Origin of the sequence: Bartonella tribocorum, assembly GCF_002777915.1 — a bacterium.
GTDB classification, from domain to species: Bacteria; Pseudomonadota; Alphaproteobacteria; order Rhizobiales; family Rhizobiaceae; genus Bartonella; species Bartonella tribocorum_A.
Genome location: NZ_NJGE01000011.1, coordinates 11,809 through 30,956, shown reverse-complemented (window position 1 = coordinate 30,956; position 19,148 = coordinate 11,809). Strand labels below are relative to the sequence as shown.

8 protein-coding genes are annotated in these 19,148 nt (G+C 38.1%); 3 read left to right on the top strand and 5 right to left on the bottom strand.

The window, feature by feature from the left end:
- Positions 1-603 precede the first annotated feature (603 nt).
- From CER18_RS05420 to CER18_RS05410, 3 genes are read left to right on the top strand one after another with little or no spacing between them, the layout of a single operon-like run.
- Positions 604-1,347, top strand: a complete 744-nt coding sequence (locus CER18_RS05420) for a creatininase family protein (RefSeq protein ID WP_100129056.1) — start codon at positions 604-606, stop codon at positions 1,345-1,347.
- A gap of 21 nt (positions 1,348-1,368) precedes the next feature.
- Complete coding sequence (locus CER18_RS05415; protein WP_100129055.1) at positions 1,369-2,400, top strand: CobW family GTP-binding protein; 1,032 nt, start codon at positions 1,369-1,371, stop codon at positions 2,398-2,400.
- A gap of 11 nt (positions 2,401-2,411) precedes the next feature.
- Complete coding sequence (locus CER18_RS05410; protein ID WP_100129054.1) at positions 2,412-3,383, top strand: WD40 repeat domain-containing protein; 972 nt, start codon at positions 2,412-2,414, stop codon at positions 3,381-3,383.
- Here the strand turns inward: CER18_RS05410 and CER18_RS10040 are convergent.
- The 5 genes from CER18_RS10040 to CER18_RS05385 form a co-directional block, all read right to left on the bottom strand.
- Positions 3,373-3,543, bottom strand: a complete 171-nt coding sequence (locus CER18_RS10040) for a hypothetical protein (protein WP_180299390.1) — start codon at positions 3,541-3,543, stop codon at positions 3,373-3,375. The two genes, CER18_RS05410 and CER18_RS10040, sit on opposite strands and share 11 nt — an antisense overlap.
- Positions 3,544-4,561: 1,018 nt before the next feature.
- Positions 4,562-7,840 (bottom strand): autotransporter outer membrane beta-barrel domain-containing protein, encoded by a 3,279-nt coding sequence (locus CER18_RS05400; RefSeq protein WP_100129052.1) that lies wholly within the window; start codon positions 7,838-7,840, stop codon positions 4,562-4,564.
- Between the two features lie 171 nt (positions 7,841-8,011).
- Positions 8,012-10,666, bottom strand: a complete 2,655-nt coding sequence (locus CER18_RS05395) for an autotransporter outer membrane beta-barrel domain-containing protein (protein ID WP_100129051.1) — start codon at positions 10,664-10,666, stop codon at positions 8,012-8,014.
- Between the two features lie 204 nt (positions 10,667-10,870).
- On the bottom strand, positions 10,871-14,536 hold the full coding sequence (locus CER18_RS09890) for an autotransporter outer membrane beta-barrel domain-containing protein (RefSeq protein WP_245410056.1): 3,666 nt from the start codon (positions 14,534-14,536) through the stop codon (positions 10,871-10,873).
- A gap of 872 nt (positions 14,537-15,408) precedes the next feature.
- Entirely contained in the window at positions 15,409-18,075 is a 2,667-nt protein-coding gene (locus CER18_RS05385) for an autotransporter outer membrane beta-barrel domain-containing protein (protein ID WP_100129050.1), read from the bottom strand.
- Between the last annotated feature and the right edge of the window lie 1,073 nt (positions 18,076-19,148).

Below are 19,148 nucleotides of genomic sequence, written 5' to 3'. Positions count from 1 at the left end.
GATTTTATCTAATGTAAAATATAATATTTACATTAATTTATCTCGTTATTTTTTCATTTTTCTAATGAAAAAATAAATTCTTATAAGACTCTATTTAAAGTAAAATGAATAAAAAAACACCTCTATCCTTTTGTAAAAAATATATGTAAACTTGAATTAAGAACGTAGGAATCCTGATTGAAGCCAAAGTCTGTGCCATCATAGCCGCTGCTACAACAAAAAGTGTTTTTGTTATCCTCGTTCCACAGCAGAAAAAAGACTATTCAACCTTATCTCGAATTACCTTTTTTAAGACATAATGAAAAAAATTATTTTTTATTCGATGATGTGAAATATTTAAAATTGCTAAATATTGACTTATCAAAAATAAAAAGAGGCATCAAAAACGCTTACAAAAGATACCTATCTTTAGAGGAGGTCCGCATATTCTATCAAAAAATGTGTTAACTTCACTCAATAAAATTTTAATAAAGCTCTCATTCTTAAAACCTCCCTATGGGATGTAAAAATACACCTATTTGCGTTTCTTTTCTAGATAGATTAAATAGTGACAACAGCTTTGATCACTTTGTCTGAGTTAACTTCTCTTTTGGGCAATAATTTATGGTATCGAACACACCTTTTCTCGCTCTTTTACCTTTGGGCGCCCACGAATATCACGGAGAGCACCTTCCCTTCGAAACCGACTGGATTATTGCTGAAGCTTTTGCAAAAGCTCTCACTTTACAAACAAAAGAACAATATCATATCGCACTTTTACCCGTTGAAAAGATTGGCTATTCTATAGAACATATGGATGTGACAGGAACACAAACCCTTACTTTTTCTGATGCGATTAAGCGCTGGATAAAGATTGGTGAAAACTGCTATCACCAAGGGATCAACCGTCTTCTTCTTCTCAATGCTCATGGAGGCAATTCACCTTTAATGAGCATTGTGATCACCGAATTACGAAAGCGCCTTTCCATGCTTGCTGTTGCAACAAGCTGGAGCCGTTTTGGTTTGCCACAAGGTCTGATAGAACCTTCCCAACAGCATCTAGATATCCATGGAGGTTTTATTGAAACCTCTCTCATGCTCTATTTAGCTCCAGAAAAAGTCCATATGGAAAAAGCCGCAAATTTTCATAATAAACAAGCGGATATGATTGCCAATTATCGCTATTTACGTGCTTATGGGCCTCATGCCTTTGGCTGGACAATGCGTGATCTAAACCTGCAAGGTGCAGCAGGAAATGCAAGCAAAGCAACACCACAAGCGGGTGAAGCAATCTTTTCTCATGTTCTATCTCAGCTTCTTGATTTACTTGATGATATCAAGCGATTTAACATAAACACATGGCAATAAAGAACAATAAAAGGTCCCCTCATGGAAACAATACCCCCAAAAAAACTTCCTGTTACAGTTCTCACGGGCTATCTTGGTGCAGGAAAAACCACCCTTCTAAACCGCATTCTCAGTGAAAATCATGGCAAACGTTATGCCGTCATTGTCAATGAATTTGGTGAAATTGGGATTGATAATGACCTGATTATTGAATCCGATGAGGAAATTTATGAAATGAATAATGGCTGTGTTTGCTGCACCGTACGCGGCGATCTCATTCGCATTCTGGAAAGTTTGATGCAACGTTCTCATCGATTTGATGCGATTATTATAGAAACAACAGGGCTTGCTGATCCCGTTCCTGTTGCACAAACCTTTTTCATGGATGATACTGTCCATGAAAAAACAGCTCTCGACAGTGTCATAGCGGTCGTTGATGCGAAGCATTTGCCCTCTCAACTTAAAAAAAGTCGTGAAGTTGAAGAGCAAATTGCCTTCGCAGATATCGTTCTTTTAAATAAGATTGATCTCGTCACGGCACAAGAACGTGCCCATGCAGAATCTCTTATTCTTGCCATTAATCCTCGCGCGATACTCTATACAACACAGCGCACCAATATCCCTCTTGATAAACTCCTCAATCGTGGCTTCTTTGATCTCCAACGCGCTTTAGACCATGAGCCTCATTTTCTTGATCACGAGCATACAGATCAACAGGGAGATCATGTGTGTGGTCCCGATTGCCATCATGACCATCATCATCACACTTCCAGTATTCATGATATTACCGTCACTTCTATAAGTTTAACAACAGGAGCCCTGCAACCAGAAAAGTTTTTCCCTTGGATCCAACAAGTTACGCAACAACAAGGACCTGATATCTTGCGTCTTAAAGGCATCATTGCCTTTCAAGGAGATGATGATCGCTATGTCATTCAAGGCATTCATATGCTTCTTGAGGGACAACACCAACGCCCATGGCATGAAGATGAAAAACGAGAAAGCCGCCTTGTTTTTATCGGACGCTCTCTTGATGCAGAAAAGTTAAAAACTGGTTTTGAAAATTGCCTATAAAATGAGTGACAATGCCAAATATTATCCATTATGATCTCCAAAGTTACTGCCTTTCCTGTGGTTTTATAGGCAATAAGCCAGCCTTTGTTTCTGTAGAAGGTTTGATTGTTTTTTTAACCCCAACCCCACAAACCTTTGAAGTTCACCAAGGAATAATTTCAAGTCATTTTTCCCATGACAATACCGCAATCATCACAGGGGGAGAAGATGGAAAAGTCTGTCAAACAAGAGCAGGTGGTCACACAGAACTTCTCAGTCAAAAAGAACGCAAATGGATCAATAACGTTGCTTTTGGTCCTCAAAAAGCTTTTGCCTTTTCCTCCACACGTCTTGCATTTGTAAATGTTGGAAAAGAACACCAAGAGTTTACACATGAGCGTAGTATAGAAGGTCTGGCTTTTGCCCCAAAAGGTTTACGACTTGCCGTTGCTCATTACAATGGCGTTACGCTTCATTGGCTCTCAACGCAAACATCCCCCACTACATTGGTATGGAAAGGCGCTCATTGTGGCGTCACCTTTTCACCAGACAACCGCTATGTTATCTCCACGATGCAAGAAAACGCCTTGCACGGCTGGCGTCTTACCGATCATCAACATTTACGGATGAGTGGCTACCCAAGCAAAGTCAAAAGCTGGTCTTGGAGTGCAAAAGGAAAATGGCTTGCAACATCAGGTGCCTCCGCCGCAATTGTTTGGCCCTTTCACACAAAAGACGGCCCCATGGGAAAAACTCCTCTAGAACTTGGAACACGAGCAAATGCACTTGTTAGCACCGTTTCATGCCATCCAAGCAAAGAAATTGTAGCCATAGGCTTCAATGATGGAATGATTTTAGCAGCACATTTTCGTGATGGAAAAGAAGTCCTTCTAAAAGGTTATGGGAAAAGTGCTATCTCAGCACTCAACTGGGATCACACAGGGGATAACCTCACCTTCGGCAGCGAAAATGGTGAATGTGGTGTAATTAATCTCACTGATTAACCAAGTACCAACAAACACAAGCATCACCGCTAAACATACCCATGCAATCCTCTAGAAATTTCAGCCCCCGCGCATCTTTAGAACGCGCAGAAATCCCAAACTGCCCCCCCAAAACGCCGCCCAAATCCCCAAAGTCTTTATAATTCATGAAGTCTTTCATCGTCCTATCTTCCCTCTTTAGACAAGAAAAAGCCTTCAACACTTCAACATGTTTTTGACCTTTTAACCTTGTTTTGCCATACAAGAATACCACCTCATAAAACCAAATTACCCCACCGCGCCTATACCCTTTCTCTATAATAGCCTATGCCATGGGCTGTAGGTTCCCATAAAGGCACTTTCCTTAGAATTTCAGCAAAATATAGTTTCTATGACCATCAAAAAAGCTTATTTATTTCTACGATCAGAGAAGGAAACGCAACATTATTTTTCTCAATAAAAATTTTTGACCTCCATTCCACACCTCACAAAATAAAATTCCCCACCAATTCTGATCAACAGTTCGGCTTCTTATCTCGACATATCAAATTGCTTTATAAAGTAATATTCACTGTTTTACATATCGAATGAAAGCTCTTTAAACCGTAAAGTTCTCTCATTTCAAATCTGTTTATATTGAATGAACCAAAACCTTTTGCTTGCACATTACAAACAGGGCGACCATATCCGATACACAACATTGAAGAAAGGACTAAAAATACTTCTTACGAACAGCTTTGAGTGCTAAAGTCTAAGCAATATTGAAAGCTGAAAAATAGAATGATGATGCCCACTTATTACAGCAATAAAAATAATCTACATCTTATAAAAATCACTCTTGGAGTCTATCATTTGTAAATGAGAAAAAACACCTAAAAACCAATCCTCATTCTACTTTGATATTAACTAAAAACAACCATCAACACCATCTTTTTTGAAAGAGTCCGCCACAAGCATACAAACTTCTCACATCCACAATAACATCTGTCTCCATATTATAACATCAAAAATTGTAGAAAAATTCCTCATCCATAGAAGAAAACATATTAAGCATCTTCGATCTATAAATCAAAGAAAACATTTATTGTAACCTTTTATATTTTAAAATAGCCATATTGATGAAGGAAAACAAATTCCAAGATATTAAAGGCAGAAAGATCTTCTACCTTTAATATAACAAAATACGCGTTATACCTCTTTTAAAAAAGATGACGCAATCCGGCAGAAAAACTCGCTCCAGAGAAACCAACTTTTTTAAGCCTGTGCTGATAAGTGACATCCCCATGAAGGAAAAGTTTTGAAGAAAGACGCGCATTAAACCCAAGTCCTGCTTCCAAAGAAGAACCAAAGGGACCTAATTGGAAATCGTTTTTAAACGAAACAAACTGCTTATCTTCAAAATTATGCGAATAAGAAAGCTTACTATAAAAAGAAACCTCACGCCCCTCTTCCAAAACACCTAGCGTCTTGCTTAAACGCCCACCAACACGCCCCACCCATTGATGAAATTTTCCCAAATTAACATCAATATGATCAACATCATACGCCTGATGAAACTGAAGATTTTGATAAACAACCTGAACCTGCGGATCAAAAACAATACCCTTACACCCTATTGCAAACGTTCTGCCACTCGTTAAAGAACCACTAAACTGTTTTCCCTTTAACGTCACAACCTTGCCCCGTGCAAGCGTCAAAACATCTCCTCTAAACAGACCATAAGAGAATACCCCATCGATATAAAAACCTGTATCATGCTGGAGACTTCCATAAGCCCCAAGAGACCATTTATTAAAGGCGCTTTTTTTGCTTTGTTCAACCTCCTGAGGGTGTAGAGAAAGGTTTCCATAGTTTCCCAAAACCCCAAAGAATGTACGCGTATATAAACTCTCAATCTCTTTTAACAAAACACCTGCTTGAAATGCATTATAATCCAGCTCAGCATCATAGCCGTATTCAAAAGCAGATAAATTGGAAGCATAATGATGGCTTCCCCCATAAGCATGCAGAAAAAAGGCTGTATTTTCATCATCTCTCCCAAAAGAATGAAAAGCACCCCGCATTGTCTCCAACTTCTTATTTTGCATGGTCATATCCATCAAACCAGCATGGAATAAGGCATTGGGCAAAAGGAGATACGTTGGCAATTGAGGAACAACAGCTCTAATTCCTTGTTCAGGCTGCACATCAAACGACACAGGAAGATCAGATGAAGGAGCAGAAGGTTTAGAAGGCTTTGGTTCAACTGGTTCAGAAGGAGGAGAAACAGGTTCAGAATCCGTAGATGAAGGAACTACCGGAACAGATGGCTCAGATGGCAAAACCTCATCAGTAGAAGGCTTCTCTGGAACAGTTGGTACAGAGGGAAGCTCAGAAGGCTTTGGTTCAACTGGTTCAGAAGGAGGAGAAACAGAATCCGTAGGGATAAATGTTTCAGACGGTTCAGATCCTTCAGGCAAAGAAGGTGTAGATGGTATAAGCGGCGGCTCAACAGAAGAGGGCTGCTCAGGTGAAATAGTCTCTGTTGGTCGTTCAGAAGGGATCTTTTCTTCTTCAGATTGAGGGGGGAAAACTGTAGATGTAGGTTTAGAAGCAGTTTCAGAAGGATCTAATTCAGGACTAATGTAAACACTTTCGAGACGAAAATCCCAAAAATCCCCTTCCCCTGCAACCAATCTATTCTCTGGATCTGCATTTCCAGAAGAAGAATTTGGACCATAGCCACGAAGTTTATATTGATAAGGAAATCCATTCACCGTAGTATAACTATTGACTAACTTAAAAGAACTTTCCTCTGCCGTCCCAGCAACTTGAACAAGTGAAATACTTTTCCCCCCTTTATTGCCAGCTTCTTTTTCTGAGATTTTGGAAAGTTTTTCCATCTTAATGAGTGTGGTTCCAAAAACATTCCCGTAGATCAAAATGCGATCCGTTTGTTGAGGATCAAATGAACCATCATTATTCATAAATGTGCCCATCTTAATCTGAGTATTACCCTTTGCACTATATCCGTAGCCTTCTTGGTCTGACATGACTGCATTTCTATCACTTTTTTTTCTAATTTGCAGCGTTTGATAACCAGTGGATTGATAGTGATCAAAAACAATTGTACTATCCTCAAGAGAAATACCTGAAAGCGATGAAACCATAGCATCTGCTTCCTGAGAATCTTGATGTTTGCTTTTGATAAGGTGCCATTTAGAACCATCCTTTAAATCCAAATAAATATCAGAGGTATCCTCGATACGAGCATTTCCTGTAAGTGTAGAGGAATTTGCTTCAACGAGAAGATCAGAGTTATTTTCAGCTTTTAACAACAAATCACCGGAGATACTTGTCTTTTCTAATCTAACCTTAGCTTTGGCTCTATAAACATGTTTTCCGATACTATAAATGGCAATACCATCCGGAACCGCAAAATTTGTCTCTGACAAATGAACAAATGCCTTTCCCGGAGCAACTTTCTTCGCTCCAGAACGCGCTCTATAACCATTGTAGATATTGCCCCATACATCTTCTGAATTTAACCCATAAAAATACAGACCATAGGCTCCCTTACCCTGAACAGAAATATTGGATTTTTTAATCTTAATATTCGTATTCTTAAACTCATCAGCTGAATTAAGTCCTCGCCACAACAACTTGCCTTTATTATCCTCATCATCTGAAAAATTTTTAACCAAAAAGCCATGCATATCACTAAGTTCAACAGAACTATTATTCAATTGAACAAAACCAGCTTGAGATATATCAAAAGCTTCTGGCAATTTATTGACACTTTTCTCACCAATGATAACAGTTTCTTGTTTTCCTTTGCCTTTAATGACAGAACTATCGAAACTATACTCTCCCCCATAAAGTGATAAAAATGCGCCTTTCTCATTAAAAGTAACGGTACTCCCTGACAGCCTAATCTTTGAACCAAAACTACTAATCAGACCTATATCTACACCATTCAATTCTTTTGGTGTAGTTTCAATATTGACACGCACTAAAGCAATATCGGTTCCTTTCCCCAATGCAAAAATAGCGTGAGAAACTTCCCTAATAGTCCCATCTATCATGTGAATAACCGCATTTTCAGCATGAAGAGCAGGTACATTCTTAAAATTTGAATTTGTTAAATTAAGACGAGCACCATCTTTTACAGATGCACCATATCCGAATAATCCGAATATTTCATCTGAGTTATCACCCGTAACTGTTATCTGAGATGCATCAACAATTGTACCTGCTTTTTCTACATATAGAGCTGAAATAGGAGTAGAACTAGAAACATATTCTTGAGAAGATTTTAAATGATAAGTTTTATTTTTAATCGTGTGTTTTTTACCATCATTGCATTTATAAAATTGAGCGTCTGGATCACAGGAGGTTGCAAAATTATTAGAATTTGCATTAACACTCACGATTGGCAAAAAAGAAACAATAGCCGTTGTGATAAATAAAAATCTATAATCCCTTAATACATTAACCATAACTTTATTCCCAATTTCCCCTTCTCCCCCTATACTTAAAAATAAAAAATACTCGCAATAACGCTAAATCAAACACACAAAAGGTGAGAAGTATAAAACTTAAATATCCATTTTATACTTCACACAACACTCTATAACTTATGTAAAAATTACTCTATATTTCATAGGTCCCTAAAAACGATAACGTAAACCGCCTGAAAAAATCATCCCTGAAAAACCAGCTTTTCTAAGACAATGCTGATAAGTTACATCTCCATGCAATGCAAAATCTGAAGACAACTGAGCATTCAACCCCAATCCTGTTTCTAAAGAAGAACCAAAAGCTCCTAATTGGAATTCATCTCCAAACCGCACACGTTGTTTTCCTCCAAAACTATTGGTCAGGTGAAGTTTCCCATTGAAAGAAACAACTTGTCCTTCTTCAAAGGCCGCAAGCATCTTACTTAAACGCCCACCAACACGCATCACCCACTGGTCTAATTTTCCCATTTCAATATCAAAACCATCGACATCAGAAGCCTTATCAAAGCGCAAATTTTGATAAACAACCTGAACCTGCGGATCAAAAATAAGCCCCTTATGTCCTGTTATAAATGACTTACCCGCAATCACTGAAGCACTCAAAGGCGTTCCCTTCAATGTTGTTGTCTTGCCTCTTGCTTTTGTCTGAACATCCCCTTTAAATAGCCCATAGGAAAAAAGACCATCGATATAGAAGCCTGTATCATGCTGTATGCTGCTGTATGCTGTAATAGACCATTTATCAAATGTACTTTTTTTGCTTTCTTCAACATCTTGAGGGTGTAGAGAAATTTTCCCATAGCTCCCCATTATTCCAAAATTTAGACTATGATGTGTATCCTCAACCGTACTAAGCAACAGACTTGCCTTTATAGCGTTATAATTCAAATTTCCGCTATAACCATACTCAAGCTCAGACAGATCAGAAACATAACGATAACTTCCACCGTAACCTTGCGCAAAAAATGCGGAATTTTTACCATTTTCTCCTAAAGCCCCAGCGGTGGTACGCCCAAAAGTGGTATGCAATGTCTCCAACTGTTTGTTATGATTGTTCATATCCATCAAACCAACCTGAAACAAAGCATTAGGCATCAATAGATAGGTTGGAACTTGTGGGACAACAGCCTTAACACCCTCTTCAGAATAAAGAACAGAAGTATCATGATCAGCTAAAACACTATTATGATGACCATGAAATCCAATAGAACGAGAAACACGGCGATGAGAGACAATTTTCTTCACTTGAGAACTAGGCTTTTGAGAAGAAGGTTGAACATATTCAGCTTCAAGTCGATAATCCCAAAAATCGCCATTATGCTTTGCCGATGTCCCTTTAGCGAATTTATTTTCCTCTTTTGCTTGTCCCAAAGAAGATGTTGGGCCATAAGCACGCAAACTATATCGATAAGGCGCTCCTCTTAAAGCGACATAATCTGTTGCCAATTTAAAAGAATCTTCCGCTGCTTTTCCGTAAACCTGAATAATTGAAGTATTATGGCGATCTCCGTTCTTAACTTGTAGCGTCTTTCCTTTTCCCAGAGTCACTGAAGGATTTACAATATACACCTTGGTTTTTCCATAAACATCACCATAGATCACAAGCGTATCAGCGTTTACCTCTTTATTTTTACCATTTGCAGCAAGCTGTGCATTGATATATAAGCGCGCATTCCCTCCCGCAACATAAGCATAATCACTGGATTGAGCCTCTACGCTTCCGACATGAAGTCTCTGATAATAACCGTTTTGAGGTTTACCAAAGAAAATGGAACTATCAATAAGCCTTACAAACGAAACAGATGAATCTACAAAATACGGATCTTTTCCATTCTTCTTAAGTGCATTTTTATCTGCTCTTACAGTCCATTGTGATTGATTGAACAACTCAACACTGCCATAAGAACCTTTCTCAACCTGTGCCCCCCCTGTAAGAAAAGACGCATAGGCATCAAGTGCAACAAATGAATTATTTTTAACATCTAATAACCGATCAGCAAAAATATGGGAACCTTCTGATGCCGTAATATAGGGATACCTCCTCGCATCATCACTATAAATAGCTGTACCATTGGGAACATGAAGATTTGTCTTTTTAAATCGAATTTCCCCTAAACTCGTAAGAAGCTCTCCCTCGTGATATTCGTATTGTGAAGGATTTCCTCTAAAATGTAGACCATGAGCTCCATGCCCCTTAAGAACAATCTTTGAGTTTTCAAAAGAAACCAAAGACATAGAATTATCCCGCAACTTAAATGATCTTTCCTGAAAAACCGGGTTTGCACTTTCAATTGCTATACCATGAACATCTGTAACATGAATCTCACCATCATCAACGAAGAGAAAACCGCCCTGCTTCACACCAAACACAGATCGAAGTACATTCCCGTTTTTACCTTTTTCCTTTTCGCCACTACCTGTAACAGAAATCTTTTTAAAAGAAATATTCTCATCTTTTGACACAATCACGGCTGATGTAATCTTCTCAGATTTATTAAATTCTAAAGTCCCACTAATTTTTGAAGTGCCTTCTCCCCCTTTACCTTTTTTCAGTTCAATAACTGTATTATTAGATTGGGATATAGAAACAACATTTTTTAAACTTGTATCCAATCCTTTCACATATTCTTGATCGCTTCTTTCGATAGTCTTTGAAGAATTAACAGTATCACACGAATACGATTTAAAGAGGGAATTACATGATGGTTTATAATCTTCTGCATTCACACCCATAGTGTGTGCGAAGAAAAAAATAGACGCCGTAAGAGAACATACACACACATGGCGTTGTAATACTTTAATCATAATTAACTTTAAACTTTCTTTATTTCATCTTCATTGAAAATCGAAAAGACACATCTGGCTCATCGACTGGTTATTATTATGTGTTGTCCACATAATTCGTTTTGGATTATATGTAAAGTTGAAAAACAGAAAAATAACACAATAAAGTTACATTTTGTGCTTGCAATTTTCACAAAAGATGAGATGTATTAAGAAAAAATACAGCTAAAAATGATAACTTAATCCACCAGAAAAGTGCATTCCAGAAAAACCAGCCTTTGTAAATTTACGCTGATAAATGAGATCGCTATGAAAAGTAATTTTTGCAGATAACTGTGAATAAACACCAATTCCAGCTTCTAAAGAAGACCCAAAGGAACCAAGCTGGAAAGCATCTTTAAAATACACAAACTGTTTATCATCAAAACTACGAATAAAATAAAGCTTACCATAAAATGAAAGAACCTGCGCCTCTTTCGTAAATGTCACTGTTTTGGTTAAATGCCCACCAAGACGCACTCCCCAATGGTCTGGTCTTCGCATATCAATATTAAAATTATCAATATCACGCGTGTTATGAAATTGGAGATTTTGATAAACAAACTGGACTTGTGGTTCAAAAATAAAACATCGACAGCCTATCATAAACGTTTTACCAGCCGTTAAGGAAAAACTTAAGGGCTTGCCTCTCAAGGCAACCGTTTTACCTCTCTCACGTGTAAGAACATTTCCATTAAACAGACCGTAAGAGAAGAGACCATCCATATAAAGACCCGTATCATGCTGCACGCTGCCATAGGCTGTAATGGACCATTTATCAAAGATACTTTCTTGACGTTGTTTTACCTCTCGAGGACGCAAAGAAAGTTTGCCATAATTTCCCATAATTCCAAAAGAAGTCGTACTATATGCATTTTCGATTTTTTTAAGTAAAATACCTGCCTCTAGTGCATTATAATCAAGGTCGCCTCCATATCCATATTCAAGTGCAGACAAATTTGAAGTATAACGATGATGCCCACCGTAACCGCGCAAAAACAAAGCCGGATTTTCATTATTTTTTAAAAACCGCTGAGAAAAAGTTCGCAGCGTTTGCAACTGCTTATTTTGGTTACTGATATCCACCAATCCAGCATGAAATAAGGTATTTGGCACAAGAATATAAGTCAAAAACTGTGGAGCAAAGGCTCTCGCATTTCGCTCAAAATAAGAAGAAGGCTCAGAAATAGGAAGAATAAACGCAGGCGGCACAACAACAGAAGGAGTGGGAGGAATAGATGGCGGCACAGGTAAACCAGATGCAGGGGGAGAAACAACAGGAGGAGGAGTAGGAACAGATGGCCGTACAGGTGAACCAGATGCRGGGGGAGAAACAACAGAAGGAGGAGTAGGAACAGATGGCCGTACAGGTGAACCAGATGCAGGGGGAGAAACAACAGAAGGAGGAGTAGAGACAGATGGCGGTATAGGTGAACCAGATGCAGGGGGAGAAACAACAGAAGGAGGAGTAGAGACAGATGGCGGTATAGGTGAACCAGATGCAGGGGGTGAAACAACAGAAGGAGGAGTAGGAACAGATGGCCGTACAGRTGAACCAGATGCAGGGGGAGAAATAACAGGAGGAGGAGTAGGAACAGATGGCCGTACAGGTGAACCAGATRCAGGGGGTGAAACAGCAGAAGGAGGAGTAGGAACAGATGGCGGTACAGGTGAACCAGATGCAGGGGGTGAAACAACAGAAGGAGGAGTAGGAACAGATGGCGGTATARGTGAACCAGATGCAGGGGGTGAAACAACAGAAGGAGGAGTAGGAACAGATGGCGGTATAGGTGAACCAGATGCAGGGGGTGAAACAACAGAAGGAGGAGTAGGAACAGATGGCGGTACAGGTGAACCAGATACAGGGGGAGAAATAACAGGAGGAGGATTTAGAACCTCAAACACAGAAACATCAGATCCATAAGGTGTGGTCGTAATATGGGAATCCCTATCGGGAGAATCTATAGGAGTAGAAAGACTTGGTTCCTGAGGTTCTTGCTGAGAATTAGAATCGATAACCTCCTCTTTACCTCCAGTAATATTAGGATGAATTTTAGGCACAGAAGGAATATCATTAGAAGAAAGTGGGACAAAGAAATCAATCACAGGAATAATTTCAGTGGGATCAAAAGGGGTAGGATCAACCAACTTACTTTCAAGGCGGAAATCCCAAAATGTTCCAGTGTTTTTAAGCACTCTTTGATTGGAATCAGCCTCTCCTAAAGTAGAACTTGGACCATAACTCTTAAGATGATACTGATAGGGTGAGGCTTCAAGTGCAACATACCCCCCCTTTAACTGAAAAGAATCTTCAGCAGCTTTTCCATAAACCTGAACAATGGAAATCCCCTGATTATTACCACCCTCTCCTGTCAATGCCCCTGGACTTCCAGGAACCTTATAAATATGGACTATCGTTTTTCCTTCAAGATTACCATTGATTAAAAGCCGATCAGTTTTCTGCTCTTCAAGCTTGCCCCCTTGATCCAAATATGTATTAAGATAAACATTCACATCGCCTTGCGCTTTATAGACAGTCCCTGTTCCTTTTCCGATGAGAAGTGTATGATAATCATCTGTTGCTTTGGACTTTAATTCTTCAAAAATGAGAGAACTCTCAGAAAGTTCGACCGATGAAATAGAAGAATAATCTTTTAATCTAGAACCAGACACATCAGAGTTTTGTAATTTTTCATATTTTGGTCGCGATAAAATCCACTTTGAACCATTTTTTAACACGATCTTAGCTGTAGAACTTTCATCAACATATGCGCTTCCTACAAGGGTAGAAGCATCAGCCTCAACCTTGACATTGGAATGTTCAACAGCTTTCAGCAGTGAATCGCCAGAAACTTTTGAATTTTGTAAGAGTTTAACAAAGCTTTCAAATTCGCGGTTATAAATAGCCGTACTTTCCGGAGCTACAAAAGTTGTCTGCGTCAACTGAACCGCCCCTTTTCCTGGTATAATTTTCTTTACCCCATCCAAGACAGCTTCCCAAAAAAAGTGCATACCATGAAATGCATTCCCTCTCACAAAAACATTGGAATGTTGAATATAAGCAGCAGCATTATTATTCCCCTGCAATACAATGCCATGAGCATTGTTAACATTAACGTTGCCCTTCTTGAAATGAATCATGCCTTTCCCCTGAAGCATACTAAAAGCAGAACCTTCACGATGATTATCGGTATTTTTCCCTTGTTTCCCCTTTCCGATAATAGAAACACCCTCTAAATTAATTTCTCCATCTCCTCCTGTTTGAACGCCAATACCATCAGCAAAGTCAATCTTTCCTCCTTTCATATGCATTTTTGCACCATTATGACTCAAAAGACCGATCGCATCAGAAGATGCCCTAATCTCTGTTTTGGTCAAAGAAACCAACGACTGCTCACCAACAACACCAATCCCTATTCTGGTTGCTTTAATCACCCCGTTCTGCATTTCAAAAGCACCCTCTTCACTAACATCGGCCCCTATCGAGACATCATTTAACATGGAATCATATAGAGCAACGCCTCCCCCTTTTGAGGTTTTTACAGCTGTTGTCCAAGCGCCTTTTCCTGAATGGTCATTTGCATTTGAAACACCGTTAATGATTATAACATTTCCCTCAATGAGTGTATTTTCCCCTGATGCCTCTAAGGCTGCATCAGAACTTTCACCTGTGAGTTTATAAATTTTCCCAGCAATTTCATGCGTTTGACCATCGTTGCAGTGATAAAATGAGGCACTTTCATTACATGAATAGTGCTTCTTCTCAGAAGAAACTTCACCAGCATCAGCATTGTGTACAAAGAAAAAAATAACCGTTGTAAAACGACATAAAGAGAGATGATTTTTGAGCATAATTTTCTACAAACTTTCTTCCCCTTCTCTAAAAGCAAAAAACACGCGTTCTATTTAATAATGTTGATTACGCGCGATAAATTAAAATACATTTTGTATTTTATATATCCACGATGCTTCTTATGTAAAGCCATAATCTAAAAATATCACAATTTAAAATTGTATTTTTATAAATACGCGCAAAAATAGAAAATAAATCCCTCTACCCCCAAGCAGTGATCTCAAAAGAATTTGTAAATTTATATAAAAAGAGATGACGTATTGCCGCACACTTTATGTTTATCGCGTTCCTTTTAATAGAACCACGACCATCACGAAGAACAAGCGCCCCGAGCAGAATATAATGTTGCCAATTCACATGTTATTTAAAAGACATATCTCTCAACATACTTAAGCCCATTTCACGATAACGCCCGTGAATAGTATAACGATAAATTCATTGAGTATCCCATCTTTACGCTTATAAATAAGTAAGCTTCCCCTTCCCCCACTTTGTCAATCTTAAAATATTGCAACAGCCCTTAGCACTTGAAACGGTTCATAAGAGGCATTTTGACTCTTTTCTTGTCTCGTTTTTATCCACACGGCTCTGCCCACTTATAACATGGAAACGAATGGTTTTAATCAATTCAACGGAGAACAAATTTGAAAGGAAAAAACCCCACGATATTCGTGTTTCTCATTCAATATAAAACAATGAATTCTTATAAATCAGTATCTTGCATAGAGAAAAAACAGCATAAAAAGTCAAAACTGGAACCCTGAAAGCATTATCTCGTTTCTAAAAAAACAAATTTTCTCATGCAACAAAAAAATAAAAAAACCACAAGGATAACTTGTGGCTTTTTTTATGCATCCCAAAGGCAATCATCCTAAAAACGATAGCGCAACCCACCAGAAAAACTAATTCCAGAAAAACCACCTTTACTCAACTTATGCTGATAAACCAAATCACCATGAAACGCGATTTTTTCAGACAAACGGGCATTAAGACCCAAGCCAGCTTCTAGAGAAGAACCAAAAACTCCTAATTGGAAAGAATCTTTAAAGCGCACAGACCTTTCTTTGCCAAAATCATGGGCAAAATGAACTTTCCCATAGAAAGAAACATCACGATCCTTTTCAGGCACAGCAAGAGTCTTCGTCAAACGTCCACCAATACGCACCATCCATTGATCAAGCTTATCCATCTCGATATTAAAATTATCAATATCACGGGCCTCATCAAACCAAAGATGTTGATAAACAACCTGAACTTGTGGATCAAAAACAACGCCTTCATATCCTGTGACAACTTTTTTACCACTCATCAAAGAAAGACTTAAGGGATTACCCTTCAATGTTGCTGTCTTTCCCCGTGCCGTTGTCATAACATCACCTTTAAACAAACCATAAGACGCAAGACCATCGACATAGAAGCCTGTATCATGCTGCATACTGCCATAGACTGTAGCAGTCCATTTATCAAATGTACTTTTTTGGCTTTGTTCAACATTCAAAGGCTGTAGAGAAAGCTTTCCGTAAGAGCCCATAATCCCAAAGGATATGACATTCTCAACATTTTCAATTTTTTGTAACAAAACACCTGCCTCTAGTGCATAATACCCTAGATCGCCTCCGTAACCATATTCAAGCGCAGACAAATCTGAGGTATAATGGTAGCTTCCCCCATAACCACGCAAAAATGAAGCAGGATTTGCACGAATTTCCAACACCCCACGAGGATTAGCGCGCTGTGTCTCCAACTGCTTGTTTTGATTGCTGATATCAATCAAACCAGCTTGGAGCAGACTATTGGGCAAAAGCAAATAAGTTGGAACTTGCGGAACAACAGATCTTACACCTCGTCTAGAAGAAGAAACATCTTCAATTTTAGAAAAACTATCCGCAGAAGACATCGAAACAACAGCTTTATCGCCTTGGTTAGGACGAGAAGCCGACACAAACTTAGAATTCTGAGTGGGTTTAGATGTAGGATCAGAATCAATATACCCATTTTCAAGGCGGAAATCCCAAAAATCTCCATTACCTTCGACTAATCTTTGAGACGCACTTGCCTTTCCTAATTCAGAGTTTGGACCATAAGCATAAAGCTTATACTGATAAGGCAGACCTTCTAATGCAACATAATCACCATCCAACTGAAAAGAATCTTTCTCTGCTTTTCCAGAAACCTGAATAATTGAGATACCTTTGTCATTTCCATGATGCCCTGTACCACCTCCTGGACTTCCTGAAACGCTTTGCACATGTATTACGGTTTCTCCTTCAACATCACCATGAATTAACAGCCTATCAGTTTTTTGATTTCTAATATCTCCCCCCTTATTTAAATACGTATTAAGATAAATATGCGCATCACCCTGCGCTTTATAAACAACACCCTCTCCTTTTCCAATATGAAGTGTTTGATAATCATTCGTTGCATTATCTGTGGGTTTCTCAAAAACAATAGAACTATCAATAAGATGTATTAATGAAATTGATGAAACACCTATAGAACTAGGAACTTGTAAAGTTTTATTTTTCGGTCGTGATAAAGTCCATTTCGAACCATCTCTCAACCGAAATTCAGCAAAAGAACTTTCATCAACACGCACTCCCCCTACAAGCATAGAATCATTAGCTAAAATCCTCACCAAAGAGTCACCTTCAGCCTTCAATAATAAATCTCCAGAAAGTTCGGATTTATCTAAAAGCTTAACAACAGCACCAGATTTTCTGCTATGAATAGCTATACTATTTGGAACTCTAAAAGTGGTTCTTAGCAAAGAGACATTACTTCGTACAGGCAAGCTTGTTTTTGGAAGACTTCCGATCTTATTTTTGTCCCCTAGTCCCTCCCTAAAACGTAAACCATAAGCCGTATCACTCTCTACTAAAACCGTAGAATCCTCGATAGATATATGCCTACCATCCATATTGCCATTCATATTGATATTATCCCCATGCATTGAAAAACCATGAGCATTGGCTAGCTTAACTTTACCTTTCTCAAAATGGATAGCCCCAACGCCAGACACATGAAAAGCTGAATTTTCACTATCACCTATACTCAGCCCCTGACCACCTGTTTCGGTAATGGAAACTCTCTCTAACAGGATCTTTCCCCCATCTTCTACTCCAACGCCGATACCATGTGTAAAGCTAATCTCTCCTCCTTTTATAAACACTTCTCCACGTGAACTCGCCAAAACCCCATATTTCCAAAAACTTCCTTCCAAATTATCAGCATTTGCAGCATCCTTAATAGTCACCTTTATCCCGAAGACACGCGTGCCGTATCCAATCGAATGTATAGCAACAGTTTGATCCATATTTTTATCAGTTTTTTGATAACTTTTATTTACCAAGAAATATCTACTACTACTATTATTACACCAAAAATATGCAGCATCCTGATTACATGAATCTTGCCCTTTTCCAGAGAGAATTTGAGATTCAGCATTGTGTGCAAAAACACCAACATTATGTGTAAAAAAAAGAACTGCTGTTGTGAAAGCATATAAGGAGAAACGATTTTTAAATAAACTGACCATAATTCCACCATAATTTGCCCCCCCTTGATTAAAAGCAACACATAACGTATCAGAAAACCTAACTTAAAAGAAATATTAATACGTTTTCGGTTAAATGTATAAGATATATTATTATTTTTTGTGTTTTATGTAAATATGCAATTAAAAAATTACTAAAAAATACACTCTGAATCTGTTGTTTTTACAAAGCGTTTGTCAAAATAGAGCTGAAAAACGAGAAAAATCACTTTTAAAGTTGTTATTCAAAAACAGCGTTATAGGCTTACATGCATTTAAAATGCTTCCTTTAACTCCTGCCTAATCAACACCAGAGCATATATAGTTAACATATTGCAGATAAATATTTATATTGAAACAATGAGCACTCTGTAAGCAAATAAAACTCAGTATATGCCAAAACTGGGAAACAAGGGGCACACATATGTCTGTTTTCAGGCAATCTTTATGGAAAGACAGCTTAATTTAGAACAGGAACATGTAAAAATCAAAATCAATTCCTATTTTTACCGCCTCCTTTTAATTCAACTTTACAACATTCAAAAACACTCAGAGTTATATCTTTAAAAAGTCAAGATTACGCATGACTTCATCCTGCTATTTATCGCATTCCTTTTAAGAAAGCGCATTTTCAAAAAAGATATTATGTTGCTCATTCTACCAGTTTTCTCAGATATCTCTCATTTCTTCTACCTCCATTTCACAACAGCAGCGGATATAATATAAAGTATCTACCGGATACAGCCCTCATTGCGCTTAAGGTGCATTATTTTCTTTACCAACTTCTAATATTACAAATCCACTCCTCTTAACACCATTCACAAAACGATATTGTCTCCTTTCTTAAACGATTTTTTATCCATCAACCAATCCTACACATGCAAATGAATGCTTTTTATATTTCAAAAGCATATTGAAAATATCCTTATAAATCAGAATATTATCAATAATACAAAAAATCATTATGAAATACGCTTTTTATAACAATAACGTATACACTCATTAAACTTCTCAAGAAAAATAAAAGAAAAACAACCCAAAAACATATTAAAAAGAAGCAAAACCACATTCTATAA

What these genes read in the sequence shown, in the direction of transcription:
- CER18_RS05415 (WP_100129055.1), top strand. Translation starts at nt 1,369, where the DNA reads ATGGAAACAATACCCCCAAAAAAACTTCCTGTTACAGTTCTCACGGGC.
- CER18_RS05400 (WP_100129052.1), bottom strand. Translation starts at nt 7,840, where the DNA reads ATGGTTAATGTATTAAGGGATTATAGATTTTTATTTATCACAACGGCT.
- CER18_RS05385 (WP_100129050.1), bottom strand. Translation starts at nt 18,075, where the DNA reads ATGGTCAGTTTATTTAAAAATCGTTTCTCCTTATATGCTTTCACAACA.
- CER18_RS05420 (WP_100129056.1), top strand. Translation starts at nt 604, where the DNA reads ATGGTATCGAACACACCTTTTCTCGCTCTTTTACCTTTGGGCGCCCAC.
- CER18_RS10040 (WP_180299390.1), bottom strand. Translation starts at nt 3,543, where the DNA reads ATGAAAGACTTCATGAATTATAAAGACTTTGGGGATTTGGGCGGCGTT.
- CER18_RS05410 (WP_100129054.1), top strand. Translation starts at nt 2,412, where the DNA reads ATGCCAAATATTATCCATTATGATCTCCAAAGTTACTGCCTTTCCTGT.
- CER18_RS05395 (WP_100129051.1), bottom strand. Translation starts at nt 10,666, where the DNA reads ATGATTAAAGTATTACAACGCCATGTGTGTGTATGTTCTCTTACGGCG.